Below are 22,338 nucleotides of genomic sequence, written 5' to 3' on the forward strand. Positions count from 1 at the left end.
ACGGCCGGGCCCGGGGCGGCGGGCAGCACCGCGCGGAGTCGGTGAAGGAAGGCGGATCCGGTTCGCGGTCCGCGACCACGACCAGCTCCGTCGACTCCCAGCCTGGCGCTCCGCCCGCCCGGCGGCGTCCACCGTTCGGCCCCCGTGGCGGTTGACCGCCCCTCCCCCGCCCGGCAGGCGGCCCGGCACCCCCGCTCAGGGGCGCGGGATGTTGCGCAGGTTGCTGCGCGCCAGGTCGACCATCCGGCCCACCCCGCCCGCCAGTACGGTGCGCCCCGCCGCGAGCGCGAATCCCTTCAGTTGGGCGGCTGTGATGTGCGGCGGGATGGAGAGCGCGTTCGGGTCGGTCACCACGTCCACCAGGGCCGGCCCGGGGTGTGCCAGGGCCTGCGCCAGTACCTCGCGCACCCGCCGCGGCTCGGTGACCCGCCAGCCGCGCACCCCGGCCGCCTGGGCGATGGCCGCGTAGTCGACCGCGCCGTTGTCGATCTCCGCCTCGGGGTAGCCGCTCACCAGCATCTCCAGCTTGATCATGCCGAGCGCGCCGTTGTTGAAGACCACGGTCTTCACCGGCAGCTGGTACTTGCTCAGCGTCAGCAGCTCGCCCAGCAGCATCCCGATCCCGCCGTCGCCGGACATCGAGACCACCTGACGCCCGGGTTCGGCGAGTTGGGCGCCGATGGCGTGCGGCAGCGCGTTGGCCATCGAGCCGTGCAGGAAGGAGCCGATCACCCGGCGGCGCCCGTTCGGGGTCAGGTAGCGGGCCGCCCAGACGTTGTTCATGCCGGTGTCGACGGTGAAGACCGCGTCCTCGGCGGCCACTTCGTCCAGGACCGAGGCCACGTACTCCGGGTGGATCGGCAGGTGTTCGGCGATGTCCTTGGTGTACGCGCCGACCACCGACTCCAGCGCCTTGAGGTGCTTGGCCAGCAGCCCGTCCAGGAAGTTCCGGTCGGACCTGGGCCGCAGCGCGGGCAGCACCGCCCGCAGCGTGGCGGCCACGTCGCCGTGCACCGCGAGCTCCAGCGGCGTGCGGCGTCCGAGCCTGGTCGCGTCGTGGTCGATCTGCACGGTGCGGGCCTGCGGCAGGAAGGAGTCGTACGGGAAGTCGGTGCCGAGCAGCAGCACCAGGTCCGCTTCGTGCAGCGCCTCGTGGCAGGCGCCGTAGCCGAGCAGCCCGCTCATCCCGACGTCGTAGGGGTTGTCGAACTGGATCCACTCCTTGCCGCGCAGCGAGTGCCCCACCGGGGCGAGCAGGGCGCCGGCCAGCTCCATCACCTCGGGGTGCGCCCCGCGCACGCCCGCGCCGGCGAACAGCGCGACCTTGTCGGCGCCGTTCAGCAGGCCGGCCAGCTCGGCCACTTGCGCCGGTGGCGGGGTCAGCACGCCGCGCTCGGTCAGGAACGCGCCGCTGCCGGTGGGGCGGGCCGCGGGCAGCGCGGCCACGTCGCCGGGGAAGACCAGGACGGAGACGCCGCGCGCGCCGAGCGCGTGCTGCACCGCCACCCGCAGGATCCGGGGCAGCTGCGCCGGGCTGGAGACCATCTCGCAGAACCCGCTGCAGTCGACGAAGACCCGTTCGGGGTGGGTCTCCTGGAAGAACCCGGTGCCGATCTGCGCGGACGGGATGTGCGAGGCGAGCGCGAGCACGGGCAGGCCGCTGCGCTGGGCGTCGTAGAGGCCCTGGATCAGGTGCGTGTTCCCGGGGCCGCAGGATCCGGCGCAGACGGCGAGCCGCCCGGTCAGTTCGGCCTCCGCCGCGGCTGCGAAGGCGCCCGCCTCCTCGTTGCGCACGTGCACCCAGGAGATCCCCTCGGTGCGGCGGATCGCGTCCACCACGGGGTTCAGGCTGTCGCCCACCACGCCGTAGACGCGTTCCACGCCCGCCTGCCGGAGCACCTCGACCATCTGCTCGGCCACACTGCTCGCCACTGTGCACCACCTGTCCGTCGCTTGTCCGTCGCCGTCCGTCGATCCGCCGGTCGGGCCCGGGGCGCGATCGGCGCCGGGCCGACCCAGTGTCAGCCGGGGGCCGGCGCGGCACCAGTGGGCGACACGCCGCTCGGCGGCCGACGCGGCGTCGGACGTCGCGAGTGCCGCAGCGGCACGCCGCGTAAGTATGAAGATCCCATGGTGCTACCGGAGGGCCTGATACAACACGGAGGACCCGGGTGTCGACGGGACGACGAAGGACACCCGCCACTGCCATCGTCACGTCACTGCCCAGGTCAGGCACGCCCCGGCCGGGAGACTCGTGTTCGCCATGGCCCTCAGTGGAGGACGGGGACTTGCCCACATGGGGACGGCCCATCGGCCGCAACGCACCAGCACGACCGCACTCCGGCACGCGACGGCCCGGACTGCTGCACGGAGCCCTGCGCAATCCGAACTTCCGGCGCTACGCGACCGGCCAGGCGGTGTCGAACACCGGTACGTGGATACAGCGGGTCGCCCAGGACTGGCTCGTCCTCAAGCTGACCCACGGCGACGGGACGGTCCTCGGCATCACCACGGCCCTGCAGTTCCTGCCGCTGCTGCTGCTCGGCGCCTACGGCGGGGTCCTCGCCGACCGCTACCCCAGACGCCGGATCCTGCTCATCACCCAGGCCACCCTGGGCTCGCTGGCGCTGACCCTGGGACTGCTCACCGTCAGCGGCACCGTGACGCTGGGCAGCGTCTACGCCCTGGCCCTGGCCGTGGGCCTGACCCTGGCCGTCGACCAGCCGACCCAGCAGGTGTTCATCGCCGAAGCCGTCGGCGCGGACGACCTGCCCAACGCGCTGGCGCTGAACAGCACCGCCTTCAACCTCGCCCGGATGACCGGCCCGGCGCTGGCCGGGCCGGTCATCGGGCTCTTCGGCATCGGCCCCGCCTTCCTCCTCAACGCCCTGTCCTACGCCGTCGTCCTCGCCGTCCTGCTGCGCACGAAGGCCGGCACCCTGCACACCCGCACCGCCCCCGGAGCCGGCGGCGGCGGGCTGCGGGAGGGGCTGCGCTACGTCCGCGACCGCCCGGACCTCGGCCTGCCGCTGCTCCTCGTCGCCTTCGCCGCCGGCTTCGGCATGAACTTCCAGATCACCACCGCGCTGATGGCGACCAAGGCGTTCCACGCCCGGGCCGGAACCTTCGGCCTGGGCCCCACCGCACTGGCCCTGGGCGCGGTCGCCGGTTCGCTGGCCGCGGCCTCGCGACGGCCGGCCACCCGGCACGATCTGGTGGCCTTCGGGATCGCCTTCGGTCTGCTGGAGACGGCGACCGCCCTGATGCCCTCCTACCCGTCCTTCCTGCTCCTGCTCGTGCCGACCGGGGCGACCATGCTCCTGCTGATGAACGCCGCCAGGACCCGTCTCCAGCTCGGCAGCGCTGACGCGATGCGCGGGCGCGTGATGAGCGGCTACGCACTCGCCTCGCTCGGCACGACCCCGCTGGTGGCGCCGTTCATCGGCTGGCTCTCCCAGCACTCCGGCGCCCGAGCCGGACTCGCCGTCGGCGGGCTGGTATCGGTCGCCGCCGCCCTGGCGGTGGGCGCCGGCTACCGGCGCCTGGGCCGGGACACGGGCGGGGCCGGCGCGTGGGGCAGCATCTGGCCGAGGCGGACCAGCGGCGAACTCCCGGGCTGAGCCCCTCGTGCGGAAGGCGTCACGCGGTGAACAGCTCGGGATGCTCCTCGGCGTACTCGCGCACGCCGCAGGCCGGTCGGGGGCCGACTGCGGGCGGGGACGGGGCCGGGGGTCAGGTGTGCGAGCCGGTCATCAGGTCGGCCAGGTCCTCGGGGGCGAGGAAGGAGGGCGGGGGCGGCGGACCCCAGCTGTACATGCTCCGGGCCCCCTCGAAGACCTCCGGCGTCCACAGCTGGTCCTCGGGGATGCAGTCCAGGTCGGCGTAGTACTCAGTCAACTTGACCCGGCCCTGAAGGACCGGGCTTGGAGGTAGAGCGCGGCTGGCTGTCGCGTGGCCTCCTCCGTCTGAGCGCCTACACGGGCGCTGGGACGCGTGACTCACGCCCCGCGGTCCACACGGTCTCGCCCTTGCGGGCGATGTTGTGGGACGCGTTGTCGTCCGCGTTGAGCACGATCCCGCAGGCCCGGCACGCGAATGCTGCTTGATCGACCCGGTTCTTCCGGTCGATGTGACCGCACTCGGAGCATTGCCGGCTGGTGTACGCCGGATCGACGTGGACCAGCGGCAATCCGGCCCGCTTCGCCTTGTAGGCGATGAACTGGCCGAGCTGATGAAAGCTCCACGAGTGAAGTTGTGTCCGCTGGTCCTTGCGGAGCCGTACCCGGCCCCGGATGCCGCCCAGGTCTTCGAGGGCGATGCCGTGGCCGGTGCGTTCAGCGGTGGTGACGATGGTCTTCGAGACGATGTGGTTGACGTTCGCGGTGTGGCGCTGCTCGCGCCGGTTCCGCTTCTTGAGCAGGCACTTGGCAGACTTGGTGCCCTTGGCCTGCAACTTCTTCCGCAGATCGAGCTGCCGCTTGCGGTACCGATTCAGTCCACGCCCGGCAGCCCGATAGCCGGTGGACGTGGTGGCGATGTTGACGATTCCCAGGTCTACGCCGACGAACCCGGCGGGGTCCTCGTTCAACGGGGCCTCGGGAATATCGCATACGGCGAGCAGATAGAACACGCCATCACGCCGGATCAGATCGGACTCGCCCCTGCGGTGCTCGCGGAGCATCTTGAGAGTGTCCGGCGAACAGGCGAAACGGACGTTCTTGAGCCGCCCGGCGGTGGTCCAGATCGACACCGTCCCCGCGTCGTACTGCCACGACAGGCACCGGTCGTCATACGGCTGCGCGGCCTGCGGCCGGAAGACGATGGGCTTGCACTGCGCCCTGGCCCGTCGCTTCGAACCCGGCTTGCCCAGATTCCCGGCCTCGATGTTCGCCTTCAACGTGGTGTAGGCGTCGCGGGTCTTCTTGATCACATGCTGTGCTGCCTGCGCCCCCAGCCCCCGCGCCTTCAACTCCGGGTAGGTGTGCTTGCGCAGCTCGTACTCACGCGGCACCCCACGCTCGAATGCCACTGCGGACACCCAGTTGGCGGCCTCGTTGACCGTGCCCAGGGTCGCTGACAACGCGGCGGCCTGGTCGGCCTCCGGCATCAGTTTGACCTGCGTCACGATCTTCATGACGGACAGCGTACTACAGTTGGCCCATGTCACCACGCTGGGAGCCAAACCCCAACATTCGCAGGGGCCGTACCGTCGTGCATACCCTCCATGCCCACTTGGTCTTCACCCCCAAGTATCGACGCGGCCCGTTCACCGACGAGATCCTCAGGCGCTGCGAAGAGGTGATGCGCAGCGTCTGCGCCGACTTCGAGACCGAGCTGGTCGAGTTCAACGGAGAACGTGACCACGTGCACCTCCTGGTGCACTACCCGCCGAAGGTCGCCCTGTCCAAGCTGGTCGGATCACTCAAGGGGGTCTCCGCCCGACGCCTGCGCCAGGAGTTCCCCGACCACATCCGCACGTACCTGTGGGGCGCGCACTTCTGGTCACCGTCCTACTTCGCCGCATCATGCGCCGGCGCACCGCTCAGCATCGTCAAGGAATACATCGAGAACCAGAAACGGCCAGACTGACCGTCACGAGAGAGACACAGAGAGAACTCCGGCGCTCCGCGCCTCCCGGTCCAAGGATGCGATTCCTCCCGGGCGTAAACGCCCGGGGTTCCTCGCAAGATGCTGCTGAACGGTGCTTCCTGTAACGGTGCTGGTGCGGTGCCGCGTTCAGTGGTGGAAGGTCTGCCGCAGCTCGCCGATGCCCTTGATCCGGCTGACGAGTTCGTCGCCGTCGGCCAGGAACCGCTGCGGGGTGCGGCCGAGGCCGACACCGGCCGGGGTGCCGGTGAAGATGACGTCGCCGGGCTGGAGCGTGAGGATGGCGGAGAGCTTGGCGACGAGCGCGGGCACGGAGAAGATCAGGTCCCGGGTGCGGCCCTTCTGGACGCTCTCCCCGTTGACGGCGCAGCCGAGCTCCAGGTCGTCGGGGTCGGCGAACTCGTCCGGGGTGACCAGGCACGGACCCATCGGGGTGAAGCCGGGGAAGGACTTCCCGAGGCTGAACTGCGGTACGGGGCCGGCCATCTGGGTAATGCGCTCGGACAGGTCCTGACCGGCGGTCAGGCCCGCGACGTGCTGCCAGGCGGACTCGGCGCCGACCTGGCGGGCCTGGGCGCCGATGACGACGACGAGTTCGACCTCCCAGTCCGTGTGGCCGCCCTCGGGCAGCCGGACCCGGGTGACCGGTCCGGTGATGCTGGAGACGAACTTGGTGAACACCGGCGGCAGCGTGTCCGGAACGGTGAAGCCCGTCTCGTCGGCGTGGGCGCGGTAGTTGAGGCCGATGCCGAGGAGCTGTCCGGGACGCGGGGCCGGGGAGCCCAGCGCGGCGGCGTCGAACGGGGTGCCCTCGGGCAACCGGGCCTGCGCGGCCCAGGCGCGGAACGCGGCCCACTGGGCGTAGACCTGCTGCGGGTCGCTGGAGAAGCGGCCTTCGCTGGCCCGTTCGACGTCGACGGCCGAGGCGTCGTCGGTCAGCAGGACCAGGCGGTTGTCGAGGTTGGCGATGCGCATGGCGGGGGCTCCTGAGGAGAGTGGGGTCACACGAGGGGGGTGATGGTGTCGTCGATGCCGAGCAGGGACTTGCCGTAGACCTCGTAGCCGACGGTGGGGACGGCGAGCGCGTGGCGGCCCGCGGTGTTGGCGTCGCGCCAGATCCGCTGCAGGGGGCTGGTCTCGGCGAAGGCGCCGGCGCCGTGGACGTCGAGCAGGATGGTGATGGCCTCCAGGGTGTTCTGCACCGCCCAGGCAGTGGCTGCGCGGAAGTGGGCGCGCTCGGCCGGGTCCGGGTAGCCGCCCTGCGCGGCGGCCCGGTCGATCGCGTCGGCGGTCCGCTCGGCGTGCAGCCGCGCGGTCTCGACCTTCAGCGCCGCCTCGGCGAGCTTCAGCTGGAGGGCGACCGACTCGGCCTGCGTCCCGTAGACCGTGTTCGCGACGGGCTTGCGGGCGGCGTTCGCCACCACGTGGTCCAGTGCCGCCTTGCCCAGGCCCAGTTGGGGGCCGACCAGGGTGAGCGCGAGGACCGGCACGAAGCCGGAGCGGTAGAACGGCTCGTCCTTCTGCTCGGTGGCGAACTCGCCCGCGACCGCCGCGGGCACCGACAGCACCCGGTGCGCCGGCACGAAGACCTCCGACGCCACCAGGCAGTTGCTCGCCGTCCCCTTCATGCCCGCGACGAACCAGGTGTCCTCCACCTGGAGGTCCTCGCGCGGCACCAGGACCACGGCCTGGTCGACGACCTCGCCGGCGGCGTCGGTCAACGGGACCCCGAGCACGGCCCAGGTCGCCTGCCAGGAGCCGGAGTTGTAGTACCAGCGGCCGCTGACCCGCCAACCGCCGCCGTCGACCGCGAGCGCGGTGGCGGTGGGGGCGAGCACCCCGGTCACCCGGGCGTCCGGATCCGCCCCGAAGACGTCGTCCTGGGCCTGGACCGGGAACAGGCCGGCCACCCAGGTGCAGGCGTTGACCAGGCTGACCACCCAGGAGATGGACCCGTCGCCCTCCGCCAGAGCCGCGGAGACTTCCAGCAGGGTGCGCATTCCCGCCTCGTGGCCGCCGTAGCGACGGGGGGTACCGAGCCGGAACAGGCCTGCCCGGGTGATCGCCTCGACCACCTCCTGCGGCACCCGCCGGTCGGCCTCGGTCCTGGCGGCGTGCTCGCGCAGCAGCGGCTGCAGCGCGACCGCGCGGGCCACGAGCTCGTCGCGTAACGTCATCCGTCCTCCTCGGGCGGTCGTGGAGCTCGACGGGTCCCGTCAGGATCCGGTCAGCCGATTATGGCGATACCGCCCAGGAGTTGCGAGGAGGCCCGGAACCTGATCCTTCTGGCGGCCGGTCAGGTCCAAGTGTGAGGAAATGCCCATGCTGCCCTCAGACTGCTCAAAGCGGCGCTGCCTAGCGTCGTGGGCATGTCGATGCGAAGTGTCTCCCTGCCGAGGTGGCTGAGCCCGGTCAGCGTCCTCGCCGCCGCGGCGCTCATCTCCGCGCCGTTGCAAGGGCATTTCCGTTCTGCCGAGAGTCGCCCGAGAATGTCCGCCGTGGCCGACTCGACCTCCTCCCCCGCCTCCGCGCGCCCGTCGGTGCCCGCGTCCGTGCCTGCGAAGCCCTCCGCCGGGCCTTCGACGCCACCGTCGGCGCAGCCCTCGCCGAGCGCCCCGGCCGGCCCGACCGCCCCCACCGCTCCGGTCAGCGCGACCACCCCCGCCTCACCCACCACACCCACCACACCCGCCGCCCCGGTCGCCCCGGTCGCCCCGGTCGCCCCGGTCGCCGACGCCGCGCTGAGCAGCGCCGTCGCCCAGGCCGGCGGCGCCGTCTCGGTCTCGGTCACCGACCTGAGCACCGGACAGTCGCTCAGCTACGGCGCACCCGGGCACGGCTTCGCCACCGCCAGCATCGTCAAGGTGGACATCCTGGCCACGCTGCTGCTCCAGGCCCAGGACCAGGGCGCCACGCTGACCGCCGCGCAGCAGAGCCTCGCCACCGCGATGATCGAGAACAGCGACAACGACTCCGCGACCGCCCTGTGGAACGAGATCGGCCAGGACAGCGGCCTGAACGCGGCGAACGCCCGGTTCGGGCTGACCGCCACCTCGGGCGGCACGGACGGCTACTGGGGCCTCACCTCGACCACCGCCGACGACCAGGTGCGGCTGCTGCGCCAGGTCTTCACCGGCGACTCCCTCCTCTCGGCCGCCTCGCGCAGCTACCTCCAGGGGCTGCTCGACCAGGTGGAGAGCGACCAGCGGTGGGGCGTGAGCGCGGCGGCGAGCGGCAGCGACTACGCGGTGAAGAACGGCTGGCTGCCGCGGTCGGACACCGGCCTGTGGGTGATCAACAGCATCGGGACGGTCCAGCGGAACGGGCACGAACTGCTGATCGCGGCGCTCTCGGACGGCAATCAGAGCGAGTCGGACGGGATCTCCCTGGTGCAGTCGGTGGCCCAGGCAGCGGCCGGCTCACTGGCCGGGGGCTGAGTCCGGGCCCGGTGATGTCGGCCTACCGGCGACGTGACGGATGGTCCGATGAGAATTTCCTCGGCCCGCCCTGGTAGCTTTCCAGCCAGTTTGTGTGGCTCCCTCGGCCACCACCTGCTTGAAAGTAGACTCGTGCGTACCAGCCCCTCCTTCAAGATCGCTCTCGCCTGCACGGCGCTCACACTCGGCCTCACGGCCTGCGGTTCCGACAAGGGCGCCGCCAAGTCCGCCGCGCCGGCACCGGCCTCGACACCTGCGATCGCCAGTTCGGCTGCACCGTCCGCTTCCGCTTCGCCGTCGCCGTCCGGGCCCGCCGACCTGTCGGCGTTGTCCGGCACCCAGGTCCTCCAGCAGGCCACCACGGCCCTGAAGGCGGCCAAGGCGGTCAAGATCGACATGAAGGGCACCGACGCCGGCGAGGCCCTCGCCATGAGCCTGTCGCTCGACACCCAGGGAAACTGCACCGGCAACATCAGCCTGGGCTCCAAGGGCTCCAGCGACATCGTCCGTGCCGGGCAGACGGTCTGGATGAAGCCGGACACGAAGTTCTGGACCACCATCGGCGGAGCCCACGGCGCCCAGGCGGCCGAGCTCTTCAAGGGCCGCTGGCTCACCGGTGTGACGAGCGACTCCGACCTCAAGGACATGGCGGACTTCTGCGATCTCACCCAGCTCACCAGTGAGATGACGACGGGCAACTCCTCGGTCACCAAGGGCAGCTCCGACACCCTGAACGGGCAGCCCACCCTCGTCCTGCACGTCACCGACAGCAGCGACGGCAGCAAGACCGACGTCTGGGTCGCCGCCCAGGGCCAGCCCTACCCGCTCCAGGCGATCTCCGACTCCGGTGACCACATGGTCTTCAGCAACTTCGGCGTCCCCGTCAACGTCCAGGCACCGCCGGCCGACAACGTGATCGACATCAGCAAGCTCCAGCAGCTCGCCACCGCCTGAGCCACCGTCCGAGGCACCGCCTCGGCCCCCGCCTCGGACAGACCCGCGCACCACTGGCCCCGGACCGATCCGCACCACGGCACACCGGTCCGGGGTCGGTCGCGCGCGGCGGCATCGCTGCCGGCCGGCGATCGCACGCAGACGATTCATTCTGGCTGATGCTCGCCGTAAGGTATGAACGTGCAGCGGTTGCCTTACTCCGAATCAGGGCTCCACCGGGCCCGGTCGTTCATGATCCTGGCCACCGGCCTCTACCGGGTCAGCCATCTGACCGGCGGCTTCCTCGTCGTGGCCCAGCACCAGCGGACCCAGCCCGCCGCCTGGGCCATCCTCGCCACCGCCGTGACCTGCACCGTTATGGTGCACGGCGGGGCGCTGCGCACCGGCGCCCTGGACCAGCGGCTGGTCTGGCTGGACGTCGTGGTCAGCGGCTGCCTGCTCCCGCTCGCGGCGCTCGCGCTGGGCGGCACGGGCGGCGCACGCGACCGGGCCGCCTGGGTCCTGCTGCTCGGCGGCTCCGCGGGCGCCACCGCGGCCGTCGCCTGTTCGGGGCGCCGACTGGTCGGCGCGCTGCTGTTGCTGAGCTTCGTTCACCTGAGCTGGCATCACCTGGCCCACTCCACACCGGCGATCCTCGGCGGCGACCTCAACGCGCTCGCCTCCTCCGCCGCACTCGCCCTGGTCTTCTGGTGGTACCTGCGCCGCGAGGGCCGGCTGCTCGACGCCGCCACCCGGCGGGCGCTGGCCGCCGAGGCCGAACGCGCCCGGTACGCCGAGCGCCTGGACCACCACCGCGCCCTGCACGACACCGTGCTCGCCACCCTCACCGTGATCGCCACCGGCGGGGTGGACGCCAACGCCACCGGGGTGCGGGAGCGCTGCGCCCGGGACGCCGCCTACCTGCGCCGGCTGATCCAGCGCGGAGAGGAGCCCGAGGGCCCGCTGCCCGGCCTCCGGGAGGACCCCGGGATCGGCGCCGCCCTCGAACGGACGGTCCGCTCCGCCGAGGACCTGGGACTGACCGTCACCACCCAGTACCGGGCGCTGCCCGAACTGCCCGGCGAGGTGGCCACCGCACTGGCCGCCGCGACCGGCGAGGCGCTCACCAACGTGATCCGCCACGCCGGGACCCGCCGCGCCTACCTCACCGCCACCGGAGCAACGGGCGGCGGGGTCCGGATCACCGTGGCCGACCAGGGCAGCGGCTTCGACCCGTCGCGCACCGGCGCCGGCTTCGGACTGCGCCGCTCGGTGCACGCCCGGCTGCGCGAGGCCGGCGGCATGGCCGCCGTCGACAGCGCACCGGGCGAGGGCACCTGCGTGGAGCTGCGGTGGCCCGCGTGATCACGGTCGCGGTGGTGGACGACGACCGGATGCTGCTGGACGGCATGCGCTGCTGGCTGCGCCAGGCGCCGGGCCTGCAAGTGACCGCGGTCGCCGCCACGGTCTCCGGGCTGCTGGACCAGGCCCCGGCGCGACCGGCGCCGCCGGCGCCGCCGGCGCCTCCCGCCGACGTGGTGCTGCTCGACCTCGTGCTGCGGGACGGCTCGCTGCCGGCTCAGAACATCCGCCGGCTGCGCGCGGCGGGCAGCCGGGTCCTGGTGATCAGCACGGTGCCGGACCGCCACCGGATCCTGGCCGCCCTCACCGCCGGCGCCGACGGCTACCTGACCAAGGACAACGACCTGCCCGCCCTGGTCGCCGCGATCGAGCAGATCGCCGCCGGCGGCAGCGCCCACTCCCCCGAGCTCGCCTTCGCCTGCGCCCACGACGACCGCCCCGACCGCCCCCGGCTCGCCCCGCGCGAACTCCAGGTGCTGCTCGACTACGCCTCCGGACTCACCCTCAAGTCCGCCGCCCGCCGGGCCGGCATCACCCCCAACACCGCCAAGGACTACCTGGACCGGGTCAAGGCCAAGTACCAGCAGGCGGGGCGACCCACGTACACCAAGACCGACCTGGCCCACCGGGTCCGCGAGGACGGGCTGGACGCGCTGCACCGCTGAGCCTCTGCCCTGCGAAACGCCCGGTGGCGCGCCGGCCCGGCTCAAGCCCCCCGAACAGGTGGCGGCGCGCCCCCGGGCACGGTCGCTAGCGTCGCGCACAGCCAAGCGAACGCGAGAACGAGGGTTCCCATGCAATCCATAAGGTCCGTGAAGTCCCTGAAATCCATCGGCATGTGGCTGGGCCGACTGCTGTCCGCTCTCACCCTGCTGGCCGGTGGGGTGGTCTTCTTCGCCGGCGCCGCCCAGGCCGCCTCGGTGTGCGGCAGCGTCCCGGTGCCGCCCGGCTACGTGATCGTCTCGGAGACCCTGACCAGCAGCTGTACCGGCGGCTACCTGACCGAGACCATCCAGCCCCCGTCCAACGGGCTGCAGATCTGCGAGAACGGCCCGGTCCCCAGCCCCTACGTGATCACCTCCAACTTCACCACCAGCAGCTGCGGCCCCTACCAGGCCGGACGGATCACCACCGCCACCAACGGCATCCAGATCTGCGGCAACTCGCCCATCCCGACGGGCTTCGCGATCACCAGCGAGGGGCCGAACAGCGCCTGCGCCCAGGACTACGCCGAGGTGCTGCACACCATCTCCAACGGCATGCAGATCTGCGGCAACTCGCCCATCCCGGCCGGTTACGCGATCACCGCGAACTACCAGAACGCGGCCTGCGGCATCTACCTGGCCGCCAACATCAACGCCGCCTCCAACGGCATGCAGTTCTGCGGCAACTCGCCCGTTCCCGCCGGCTACGTGATCACCGCGAACTACCAGATCAGCTCCTGCGGCATGTACCTGGGCGGCCGGCTGAGCACCGTCTACAACGGCATCACCGCCTGCGCCGACTCGCCCACCCCGCCCGGCTACTGGGTCGCTGCCACCGGCATCCAGAACGCCGGCTGCGGGATGTACCTGGCGGAGGTGCTGCGCAACAGCTGAGCCCGCCGGCACACTCCGCCCCCGTCCCGGCCCCGCCATCCCCGCGGGGACCGGGACGCTCGCCGTCACGGTCCGCAGCGGACGCGACCACCTCCGTGCGCTGCCGGGGACAGGCACCGGCCGCATGGTCGACGGGCAGCCCCACTGCCCCCGTCCAACTCCGTTGACTACGGCCGAACGGTCGTGCAACGGTGAGGGAGCGCTCCTCGAACGAACCACCGGGAACCGGAGGAAGACCGCTGTGACCATAGGAAACGATCGCTCTCACGAGGCGATGGACCGCAGTTTGACGCCCGCTCAGCTCCACGCGTTCGAGGAGGAGTTCGCCGGCCGCCCGGCGAACCGGCTGATGCAGAACGCCGTCACGCAGACACCGGTGGACGACGTGGCGCTGGACCGGCGGATCCTCACCGCCATCGACCACTCGGTCTCCCACCACCTGGACGACTGGAAGGCCACCAACCAGAAGCAGAGCGGGCGCTGCTGGATGTTCGCCGGGCTCAACCTGCTGCGCGTCGGGGCCGCGCAGAAGCTGGGCGTGAAGGACTTCGAGTTCTCCCAGAACCACCTGCTCTGGTGGGACAAGTTCGAGCGGGCGAACCACTTCCTCGAGGCGGTCATCGAGACCACGGACCGCGACGTGGACGACCGCACCGTGGCGCACCTGCTGGAGGAGCCGATCAGCGACGGGGGCCAGTGGAACATGTTCGTGGCGCTGGTCGCCAAGCACGGCCTGGTGCCCAAGTCGGCGATGCCGGAGAGCATCAGCTCCTCCTCGACCCGGGCGATGAACCGCGCGCTGCGCACCCTGCTCCGCCAGGGCGCCCGTGACCTGCGCGGGCAGGCCGGCGAAGGGGTCGAGGCGCAGCGCAAGACCAAGCGGGAGATCCTGGCCGCCGTCCACCGGGTGATCAGCATCCACCTCGGCACGCCGCCGCAGCGCTTCCTGTGGCAGTGGGAGGACAAGGACAAGGAGTTCCACCGCGACGGCTGGCTCACCCCGGCGGAGTTCGCCGCCTCGTACGTGCAGCTCCCGCTGGAGGAGTACGTCTGCCTGGTGCACGACCCGCGCGAGTCGAGCCCGGTGGGCCGCACCTTCACCGTCGAGTACCTGGGCAACGTCGTCGACGCCCCGCCGGTGGTCTACCTCAACGTGCGGATGGAGCTGCTGAAGCGGCTGGCCATGGAGTCGATCGTCGGCGGCGAACCGGTCTGGTTCGGCTGCGACGTGACGAAGATGATGCGCGCGGACGCCGGCGTCTGGGACGCCGCCCTCTTCGACTACGCGGCCGTCTACGACACCGCCTTCACCATGGACAAGGCCGCCCGGCTGCTCCACCACGAGACGAGCATGACCCACGCGATGCTGCTCACCGGCGTCGACGTGCTGGACGGCAGCCCGCGCCGCTGGCGGGTGGAGAACAGCTGGGGCGAGGAGAAGGCCGACAAGGGCTTCTGGACCATGAACGATTCGTGGTTCGGCGAGCACGTCTTCGAGATCGCCGTGCGCCGCTCCGCGCTGCCCCCGGAGCTGGTCGCCGCCCTCGACCAGCCGCCGATCGTGCTGCCCGCGTGGGACCCGATGGGCGCCCTCGCCGACTGAACACCGCCCGGGCCCCGGTCGCCGCCGCTCGCAGGCTCAGCCTGCGAGCGCGCGCACCCGGCCCGGGTCCGGGTACGGCCGGGCCCCTCGACCTCGCTCCGTGCGGGGGCGCCGGGCGGAGCGCTCGCCCGTGGAAGCGGGCAGCGACACCCCGGCCGCCCGGGTGCGGTTCGAGGTGTGGGAGGGTCAGAGCCCGTTGCCCACACCGGTCATGCGGCATCGAGCCGTGTGGCCGGAGGATCAGGAGCCGTTGCATGCCCGATGAGATCACGCTGCGCCCCGTCACCGCCGACGATCTCGATCTGTTCGAGCAGGAGTTCAGCGGACCGCAGGGTGCCGGCCCCTACCAGTGGTTCGGCTTCCACTCGCCGGCCGGCCTGCGCCGCCGCTTCGCCGAGACCGGCCTGCTCGGCCCCGAGGGCGGGGTGCTCAGCGTCGCCGAGAAGGAGGTGACGGTGGGCCGGGTCGAGTGGTTCCCCGGCAGCTGGGGGCGGCCCGACACCTCCGCCTGCTGGACCCTGGCGATCGGCCTGATACCCGCCGCACACGGCCGCGGCACCGGAACCCGGGCCCAGCGGCTGCTGGCCGAGTACCTCTTCGACCACACCAGGGCCGAGCGCATCCAGGCCTGGACCGACTGCGCCAACCTCGCCGAGCAGCGTGCCCTGGAGAAGGCCGGCTTCGTGCGCGAGGGCGTACTGCGCTCCGCGCAGTGGCGCGGCGGGCAGTGGCACGACCAGGTGATCTTCTCCATGCTCCGCGCCGAGCTGACCGCCGGCGACCCGAGCTGAGCAAGGGCTACGATCCGCCCGTGCGACACGCCGAGTTCCGCGACTCCCGCCTCGTGGCGGTCTACGACGCCGAGTGCCCGTGGTCGCGAGAAGACGACTTCTTTCTCTCCGTCGTCCGGGAGACCCCGGCCGCCCGGGTGCTCGACCTTGGCTGTGGCACGGGCCGACTCGCCCTCGGCATGGCGGCGGCCGGCCACATGGTGACCGGGGTCGATCCGGCATCGGCCTCACTGGACGCGGCTCGCGCCAAGCCCGGCTCCGAGCAGGTGACCTGGATCGAGGGCACCTCGTCGGCCCTTCCTGCGGCAGCGTTCGAGGTGGCGGTCATGACCAGCCACGTCGCCCAGTTCTTCGTGGCGGACGACCACTGGGCAGGCGCCCTTGCCGACCTCAGGCACTCTCTGGTGCCGGGTGGTCGGCTGGTGTTCGATGCGCGCGATCCGCGGGCCCGCCGGTGGGAGCGGTGGAATCCGGTCGACTCGCGACGCCGGATCGTGCTGCCGGACGGCCGTCCCGTCACGGCGTGGACCGAGGTGACCGCCGTCCAGGGCGGCGCGGTCAGCTTCACCCACCACTACGAGTTCTCCGACGGCGAGGAACTGGTCAGCACCGCGACCCTCCGGTTTCGGACCGAGGCAGCCCTCCGCTCCTCCCTCCGGGACGCGGGCTACGCGGTCGAGCACGTCTACGGGGGCTGGAACCGCGAAGCCGTCGGTGCGGGAGATGGGGAGTTCCTCGTGGTCGCGCGCACGTGACGGGGGGATCGGGCCGACCGTCGGCTCTGCTCCTTCCAACTATCATGACGACGATGGCATCGGGTGGGCCGCGGTCCGCCGCGGGGAGGGACGGGGTCCGATGAGTCTGCGTCAGTTCGAGTACGCCCTGGCCGTTGCCGAGGAGGGCTCGGTGACGGCGGCGGCGGAGCTGCTGCGGGTGGCTCAACCGTCGGTGTCCCAGCAGATCCGCGGCCTGGAGCGGGAGCTCGGTGTGGAGCTGTTCGACCGCACGCCGAGCGGGCTGGTGCCCACCGCGGTCGGCCGCGCGTTCCTGCGGGAGGCGGAGGTCGCGGTGAGCGCGGCACGGCGGGCGAGGGCAACGGCGCGGGCCGGTGCGGACGAGGTGGCGGGCGAGCTGGTGGTCGCGGTGCAACTGGGCTTCGGCACGCGGCAGCTGCCGGGCGCGCTCGGTGCGCTGCGGCGCCGCTTCCCGCGGCTGGAGGTCACCGTCTTCGAGGAGCCCAGCTCCGCCGAGCTGGACCGGCTCTGCCGCCGCGGCCTGCTGGACCTCGCCCTGATGGCGGCGTGCGACGAGAGCCCCGAGGACGCCCACCACCTGGGCGACGAGGAGTTCGTCGTGGTGCTGGGCGAGGGGCACCGGCGGCTCGCCGCGGACCGGGTCGAGCTGCGCGCGTTGGCGGGCGAGCCATGGGTGCGGTTCGACCGCGGCAGCGCGCTCGACGGCGTACTGCTGAACGTGCTGCGGGAGAACGTGCTGCAGGAGAACGAGCCGGCCCCGGCCACGGCCGCCCGCGCCTCCCAGACGGCGACGGCCGTGCGCTGGGCCGCCCACGGGCTGGGCGTGACGCTCGTCCCGGCCTCCGCGGTGCCCCACGATCACGAGCACCTGGCGCGCCCGGTCTCCCCGGCCGTGTCCCAGCCCGTCATCGCCGTGCTCCGGCAGGGCGCGGGCCCGGCGGAGACGGCCCTGCTCGAACTCCTGCGGCAGGAGAGCTGGAACGGGCGCCCCTGAATTCCCTGTGCCGAAACCGGCATTCCTTGTGCCGAAACCGGCGCTTCGGGAATTCCGCCGGCGTCAGCCCCTGGGGAATTCACCGCCGTCCACGACGAGCTTGCTCCCGGTCAGCCAGTTCGCCCGGTCGGAGGCGAGGAACAGCACCGCGTTGGCGATGTCGTCGGGCTGACCGTCGCGCCCCAGCGGTGCGGTGTCACCGGCGTTGGTCCGGCTCGGCGCCGCGTCCAGGCTCGCCCACTGCTCCCGGGTGGCCTCGCCGCCGGGAGTGGCGACCCTGCCGGGGGTCACGGTGTTGACCCGGACCCCGAACGGGGCCAGCTCCAGGGCCAGTCCCCGGCTGTAGTTCTCCAGCGCCGCCTTCGCGGCCGTGTAGTGCAGGAACTGTCCGATGGGCGTGGCGACCGCGGCCGTGGAGACGTGCACGATCACCCCCGACCGCCGCTCCCGCATCCCCGGTGCCAGCAGCGCGTCCAGCCGCACCGACGCCAGGTAGTTCAGGTCCAGCGCGTCCTGCCACTCCTCGTCGGGAATGGCCGAGGCGTCCTTGTGCGGGCGCGCCCCGCCCGCGTTGTGGACCAGCACGTCCACCCCGCCGAGCACCTGCTGCGCAGCCGTGGCGAGCGCCTGCGCCCCGGCCCGGGTCCGCACGTCGGCCGCCACGAAGGAGGCCCCCTGCGGCACCGCTCCCGTCGCCGACCTGGCGGTGGTGAGCACCTCGGCGCCCGCTGCCAGGAGCTGGCGCACGACGGCCGCGCCGATTCCGCGGGTACCGCCCGTGACCAGGGCCCGCTTTCCCGCGAGTTCCTGCGTTCCCGATGCATTCGCCCTTGTGGTCATGCCACTGATTCCCCTCGATGATGTATTGGTCCGCTCGACGGAAAGAGAGCACCTCGTCGAACGGATTCCACGGTAGGTCCGGAGGAGAACGCGCGGCAAAGACGAAATGTCAGCAGCGGGTATAGGCGTCCCCTATGGCGGAGTGCCTCGGGGTGCCACGGGAGCCGCGGGGTGCCAGGGTCACGGCCGCTGGGGCGCGCCGATCAGCGGGGTGCGCACCGGGGCGGCGAGGCCGACGAAGACCACGAGTTCATGGCCGCCGGGGTTGGTCTGGAGCGGCACCGTCTGCCAGTTGTTGGTGAGCCAGACGTTGCCGGAGGGGTCGACCTGCACGCCGGTGTTCCGCACCAGGGCGTCGCTGGTGTAACCGGTGTCCGCGGGTGAGATCGGCTCGCCGGTGTGCACGCCCGGCGGGCAGGCGGCCACGCCCATCGGCTTGTCCAGCCCGCCGCCGGTGACCACCCGGTCCGGGCTGCCGTCGGGGTTCAGCGCGACCACGGAGTCGCTGCCGTTGCCGCTCGCCCAGACCCGCCCGCCGGCGTCCACCGTGATGCCGAACGGCTTGACCAGCGCACCGCCCGCCGTGAGCTGCTGCGCGCGGGCCGGGTCGCCGTGCGGGATGCGGGTCACGCTGCGCCCGCCGCAGTTGGCGACCCAGACCGTGCCGTCGTGGTCGGTGGCCATGCCCTGCGGCTGGACGATCCCGCCCACCTGCCAACCGGTGCGCGGCGAGACGGTGCACCGTCCGGGGTGAACTGCGAGACGCTGCGGTAGAGCGGGGACGGGTCCAGCGGGCAACCACGGCCCTGGAAGCCGAAGTTGCCGGCCCACACGTCGCCGGTCGGGTCGATCGCCACACCGAAGCCCGCGCCGTACACACCGCCGCCCCGGTACGGGGAGCCGGGCACCGTACGGCCGTCGGGGGTGAAGCGCAGCAGCGCCCGTCCGCCGCAGACCGCCTGGTGGGGGTCCGGGTCGAAGCGGTAGTTGTTGACCACCCAGGCGTCGCCCTGCGCGTCGAAGGCGATGTTGCCCGGGCCGTCCAGCTCACGGCCGTTGCCCTGGTAGCGCAGCGCCAGGGTCCAGGCCGTCGGCGCGGCGCCCAGCGCGGGCGCGAAGAGCGGCCGGACGGCGGCGAGCGCGAACAGCTGCGGCACGTTCACCCCCGGCGCCCTGGCGATCTCCACCAGCGCCTGGAAGGTGTCGGTGGGCGCCGGACGGCCCGGCCGCGCCGCCGCAGCCAACAGCTCGTCGCAGGTCGGGCCGCCGACGCAGCCGGCCAGGGCATTCGCCAGCGCATTGAACGTCGGCAGGGTCGACGTCTGGTCCCCGTTGGGTGCAGCCGCCAGCAGGGGCGCCACCCCGCCGGTGCGGACATCGGCCAGGTTGTGCGAGACGGCGGCGGCGTCGCGCACCCCGATCGGGTTGCCGCCGATCCGGCCGTCCTCGGTGAACTGCGCCATCGCATAGGCGCCCGCCACCGTGGTCTGCTCGTCGACCACGGCGTCGGGGAGGGAGTCGGGCGCTCCGAGCACCGCGACCAGCCGGACGGGGCTGTGCGGGTGGCGGCCGTCCGCCCGGCCCGTCCTTGCGCCCTGCACGCCGCCGGGCAGGTCCGAGCGGGGGGCGGAGAAGGCAGGATTCGAACCTGCGTGGGCTTGCGCCCGACCGGGACCAGAGCCCCGGCCCCCGATCAACCACTCCGGGCACCTCTCCCCGGGACCGACCCGCTCCGGCTGCCTCGCTCGCCGCGGCCCGTTCCCTGTGACACCAACGATGCACCGCCGCCCTGACCCGGCGCTGACTCCCGCCTGACGGCGTGTGCTCACCGCCGCTACGCGGTGGCCAGGAACCCCAACGCCTCGGCGACCGAGCTCTTCCCCGCACCGGGCAGCCCCGCCATCGCGATCACCATGCCCACGCCCTCGCATACCCGACCGACGGCCGACCCCTGACGGTGGCCCAGCGCGGGTCGATACGGCCCAGCCAGGCATCCTGATCATCGGCCAGCGGTTGTTTCAACGGATTCTGGGTCGGGTCACCCCAGGATTATCAGCCATCAACGCCCCGAGGCCTGCATCGCTCCCTTCGGTCCGGACCGAAGGAGGAGAGGCACGAGCAGCCCGGGGTGGACGGGTCCTGAAACGAGAGAAGGCCCCCGGTCAGCACCTTCTTCGTAGCCGGAGCCACTTCGCCCCGGCACGGGCTCCGAGAGGTCTGCGCCGGGGCTGAGTGCTCATCAGGAGCCAGCATCAACTGTCGCAGTTACCAAGGGTAGTGACCTCCAAAGTGGCATCGGGACTGTCCTCGCCGTACCAGGAACCCTGGACGACCGGCGTGCACGACTCAGCGGCCGCCAGGACAGCGATGCCTTGGTCGAGGGTCAGATCGTCGTTGTAGGCGATCGAGCCGTCGGCGCTGGGCTGGCACATGACGTCGGTGGCGTCGGCCACCGTACACGTCCCCACCTCGCCACCCGTGCTGCCCTGCACCAACGCGAAGGACGACCCGACATCGTTGAGGAACTGGCTGCCGTTCACCGCCTGGAAGGTGAGGCCCCAGGAGCTGCTGTAATCGCAACTCGGCACATCGCAGAAGGCCTGCGGCTTGAAGAGGAATTTGCTCCCCGCTGCAACCGGGGAATCAGTACTGAACGACCAGCCGATGTTGTCTGCAGACGCCGCCCCTTGGGAGACCGTCAGCACAGCAGCACTCAGAACCGCCACGACGATCGACCTACGCCCTGCCGCCCGCACGCTCCGACGCATGACTTCCCCTTCCCTGTGAACTCCCTTGCTTCGGGAGCAGCATCAGAAGAGCAGGATTCGTCCACGTACAACAGGCCTCGCGCAGGCGGTTCACCCAATCGAGTGAGCCGAGTCGGTCGGCTGCGGGGCGGTGAGCAGGTCGGCGGGACTGCGGAAGAGGAGGTCTGTCCGCCGGGCAGCACGGGCTCAACGTACTTTTTCGGCAGGCCCGTTCGGGTGGTCGTATCAGCGCTGGTGTGTCAGGGCGGCATCGTGATCGGTCCTGGCCAGGAGGCCGCGGTCTCCCCCTGCGCCGTTGTCGCCCGGGCGCTGTGCGCGGTACAGGCGCAGCCCCACGACGGCGAGGACGGCGATGCCCAGGGGCGGGTAGATCGAGCCGGGCAGCTGCCAGTACCAGGCGACGCCGCGCCCCCAGCGGTGGGGGGCTGTCCACATGGCGTGGCAGAAGAACACCACCAGCGTGGTGCCGAGCAGCAACCGGCGCGCCGTGGTCCTGGCCTCCACGGCCAGCAGCGCGATGAGAGGGATGCACCAGACCCAGTGGTGGGTCCAGCTGATCGGCGAGACCAGCAGCGCGGTGAACGCGGTACAGACGGCGCCCCATGCGTCGGCCCGGCGCAGGAACCGGGTGGAGCGGCCGGCCAGGACGGCCACCGTGAGGCCGAGTGCCCCGACGAGCGCGCAGGTGGCGAGCCCGATCAGGCCCGGGTCGTTGACGTCGAGGAGGCGGCAGACGGCGCCCCGGAGGGACTGGTTGTCCATCAGGACCGTGACGCCCACCCGGCTCGGGTCCCACAGGTACCTGGTCCAGAAGCCGAAGGAGGCGTCGGGCAGCACGAGCCAGCCGATCAGACCGGCCGCCAGGAACGTTCCTGCGGAGACCAGCGCGGCTCGGATGCGGCCGGTGAGGAGGAGGTAGACGGCGAACAGGCCCGGGGTGATCTTGATAGCGGTGGCCAGACCGATGCCCACACCCTTGAACCGGTTCCGGTCCGGCCGGGTCAGGTCCCACAGGACCAGGCAGAGGATGGCGAGGTTGACCTGGCCGTACTGGAAGGTGGTGTACACCGGTTCCAGCCAGACACCGAGGCCCGTCGCGAGCAGGACGGCGGCCGGACGGTGACGCGCCCGGGGCCACCCGATCAGGCGGAGGGAGAGGTGGACGGCCAGGGCGAGCAGGCCGATGTTGAGGAGCACCACCAGAACCCGCAGCGTGCTCACGTCGAACCAGAAGCTCGGCACGAAGAGCATCGCGGCGAAGGGCGGGTAGGTGGCCGGCAGGTCCCACTCGCGCATGGCGTACAGGTCCTCACCGTGCACGACTGCGGCGCCCTCGGCCCGGTAGACGAGCATGTCGATCATGGTCGAGCCGTGGAGGTGACGCACGACGGCGAACGCCGCGAGCAACACCACCGCGATGCAGGCCGCTGCCACGGTCCACGGTGCCGATCCGGCGGGTGCGGGCCTGGAGGTGTCGATACGTTCGTCCACAACTGCCTGCCGTGCCCACCGTTTCGGAACGAACTCACGCACCGCGATGACACCCCGTTGAGATAGGCCAGATCGTTTCCGTCATCGGCGTCTGGGTCCGTTCACGATAACCGACCCTTGAACGACCGATCACGGCTCGGCTCACCCCGACGGTCACGC

20 protein-coding genes, 1 tRNA gene and 1 pseudogene are annotated in these 22,338 nt (G+C 71.8%); 11 read left to right on the forward strand and 11 right to left on the reverse strand.

The genetic code is table 11. The features are described 5' to 3' along the window. Positions 1–195 precede the first annotated feature (195 nt). Complete coding sequence (locus OG500_RS02260; protein WP_442907119.1) at positions 196–1,908, reverse strand: pyruvate dehydrogenase; 1,713 nt, start codon at positions 1,906–1,908, stop codon at positions 196–198. Positions 1,909–2,288: 380 nt separating this feature from the next. On the opposite strand from OG500_RS02260, the gene OG500_RS02265 reads away from it, so the two are divergent. Continuing rightward, on the forward strand, positions 2,289–3,620 hold the full coding sequence (locus tag OG500_RS02265) for an MFS transporter (RefSeq protein WP_327064653.1): 1,332 nt from the start codon (positions 2,289–2,291) through the stop codon (positions 3,618–3,620). 112 nt (positions 3,621–3,732) lie between these two features. Here OG500_RS02265 and OG500_RS02270 read toward each other — a convergent pair. Continuing rightward, positions 3,733–3,894 (reverse strand): annotated as a pseudogene (locus OG500_RS02270) (VOC family protein); the annotation flags it as partial. A 79-nt stretch (positions 3,895–3,973) separates the two neighbouring features. Beyond that, entirely contained in the window at positions 3,974–5,134 is a 1,161-nt protein-coding gene (locus OG500_RS02275) for an RNA-guided endonuclease InsQ/TnpB family protein (protein WP_329575884.1), read from the reverse strand. A gap of 26 nt (positions 5,135–5,160) precedes the next feature. Here OG500_RS02275 and tnpA point away from each other — a divergent pair, with 26 nt between their 5' ends. Continuing rightward, on the forward strand, positions 5,161–5,589 hold the full coding sequence (gene tnpA / locus OG500_RS02280) for an IS200/IS605 family transposase (RefSeq protein WP_329575887.1): 429 nt from the start codon (positions 5,161–5,163) through the stop codon (positions 5,587–5,589). Between the two features lie 147 nt (positions 5,590–5,736). On the opposite strand, the gene OG500_RS02285 is transcribed toward tnpA, so the two are convergent. Beyond that, entirely contained in the window at positions 5,737–6,582 is an 846-nt protein-coding gene (locus OG500_RS02285; RefSeq protein WP_327064654.1) for a fumarylacetoacetate hydrolase family protein, read from the reverse strand. A gap of 26 nt (positions 6,583–6,608) precedes the next feature. Further along, positions 6,609–7,784, reverse strand: coding sequence for an acyl-CoA dehydrogenase family protein (locus OG500_RS02290; RefSeq protein WP_329575891.1), 1,176 nt, complete (start codon positions 7,782–7,784; stop codon positions 6,609–6,611). 321 nt (positions 7,785–8,105) lie between these two features. Between OG500_RS02290 and OG500_RS02295 the strand changes: the two genes are divergently transcribed. The 9 genes from OG500_RS02295 to OG500_RS02335 all read left to right on the forward strand — a co-directional run bounded on the left by OG500_RS02295 (position 8,106) and on the right by OG500_RS02335 (position 17,080). Then, entirely contained in the window at positions 8,106–9,044 is a 939-nt protein-coding gene (locus tag OG500_RS02295) for a serine hydrolase (protein ID WP_329575894.1), read from the forward strand. A 132-nt stretch (positions 9,045–9,176) separates the two neighbouring features. Further along, positions 9,177–9,998, forward strand: a complete 822-nt coding sequence (locus OG500_RS02300; protein WP_327064657.1) for a hypothetical protein — start codon at positions 9,177–9,179, stop codon at positions 9,996–9,998. 180 nt (positions 9,999–10,178) lie between these two features. Then, on the forward strand, positions 10,179–11,342 hold the full coding sequence (locus OG500_RS02305) for a sensor histidine kinase (RefSeq protein ID WP_329575898.1): 1,164 nt from the start codon (positions 10,179–10,181) through the stop codon (positions 11,340–11,342). Further along, a complete protein-coding gene (locus OG500_RS02310) occupies positions 11,330–12,004 on the forward strand; it encodes a response regulator transcription factor (protein ID WP_329575900.1) in 675 nt (224 codons plus the stop codon). The genes OG500_RS02305 and OG500_RS02310 overlap by 13 nt, the downstream gene beginning before the upstream one ends. Before the next feature lie 147 nt (positions 12,005–12,151). Continuing rightward, complete coding sequence (locus OG500_RS02315) at positions 12,152–12,937, forward strand: hypothetical protein (protein WP_327064660.1); 786 nt, start codon at positions 12,152–12,154, stop codon at positions 12,935–12,937. 274 nt (positions 12,938–13,211) lie between these two features. Continuing rightward, complete coding sequence (locus OG500_RS02320) at positions 13,212–14,540, forward strand: aminopeptidase C (protein WP_327064661.1); 1,329 nt, start codon at positions 13,212–13,214, stop codon at positions 14,538–14,540. Between the two features lie 254 nt (positions 14,541–14,794). Continuing rightward, positions 14,795–15,331, forward strand: a complete 537-nt coding sequence (locus OG500_RS02325; RefSeq protein WP_329575905.1) for a GNAT family N-acetyltransferase — start codon at positions 14,795–14,797, stop codon at positions 15,329–15,331. 20 nt (positions 15,332–15,351) lie between these two features. Next, positions 15,352–16,086: a class I SAM-dependent methyltransferase gene (locus OG500_RS02330; protein WP_327064663.1), complete on the forward strand. Its 735-nt coding sequence runs from the start codon at positions 15,352–15,354 to the stop codon at positions 16,084–16,086. A gap of 100 nt (positions 16,087–16,186) precedes the next feature. Continuing rightward, positions 16,187–17,080 carry a LysR family transcriptional regulator gene (locus OG500_RS02335; protein ID WP_329575909.1) on the forward strand — a complete coding sequence of 298 codons (894 nt, stop codon included), beginning with the start codon at positions 16,187–16,189 and terminating at the stop codon, positions 17,078–17,080. Between the two features lie 63 nt (positions 17,081–17,143). On the opposite strand, the gene OG500_RS02340 is transcribed toward OG500_RS02335, so the two are convergent. The 6 genes from OG500_RS02340 to OG500_RS02365 form a co-directional block, all read right to left on the reverse strand. After that, a complete protein-coding gene (locus OG500_RS02340) occupies positions 17,144–17,920 on the reverse strand; it encodes an oxidoreductase (RefSeq protein ID WP_327064665.1) in 777 nt (258 codons plus the stop codon). Between the two features lie 180 nt (positions 17,921–18,100). Continuing rightward, positions 18,101–18,604, reverse strand: coding sequence for a hypothetical protein (locus tag OG500_RS02345; RefSeq protein WP_329575912.1), 504 nt, complete (start codon positions 18,602–18,604; stop codon positions 18,101–18,103). Next, positions 18,547–19,521 carry a hypothetical protein gene (locus tag OG500_RS02350; protein WP_329575914.1) on the reverse strand — a complete coding sequence of 325 codons (975 nt, stop codon included), beginning with the start codon at positions 19,519–19,521 and terminating at the stop codon, positions 18,547–18,549. Before OG500_RS02350 ends, OG500_RS02345 begins: the two co-directional genes overlap by 58 nt. Positions 19,522–19,547: 26 nt before the next feature. Beyond that, positions 19,548–19,636: transfer RNA gene (locus OG500_RS02355), tRNA-Gln, on the reverse strand. 536 nt (positions 19,637–20,172) lie between these two features. Next, complete coding sequence (locus OG500_RS02360) at positions 20,173–20,646, reverse strand: hypothetical protein (protein WP_329575915.1); 474 nt, start codon at positions 20,644–20,646, stop codon at positions 20,173–20,175. 267 nt (positions 20,647–20,913) lie between these two features. Then, positions 20,914–22,179: a glycosyltransferase 87 family protein gene (locus OG500_RS02365; protein WP_329575920.1), complete on the reverse strand. Its 1,266-nt coding sequence runs from the start codon at positions 22,177–22,179 to the stop codon at positions 20,914–20,916. Positions 22,180–22,338: the final 159 nt, after the last annotated feature.

Source organism: Kitasatospora sp. NBC_01250 (genome assembly GCF_036226465.1).
Classification (GTDB): domain Bacteria; phylum Actinomycetota; class Actinomycetes; order Streptomycetales; family Streptomycetaceae; genus Kitasatospora.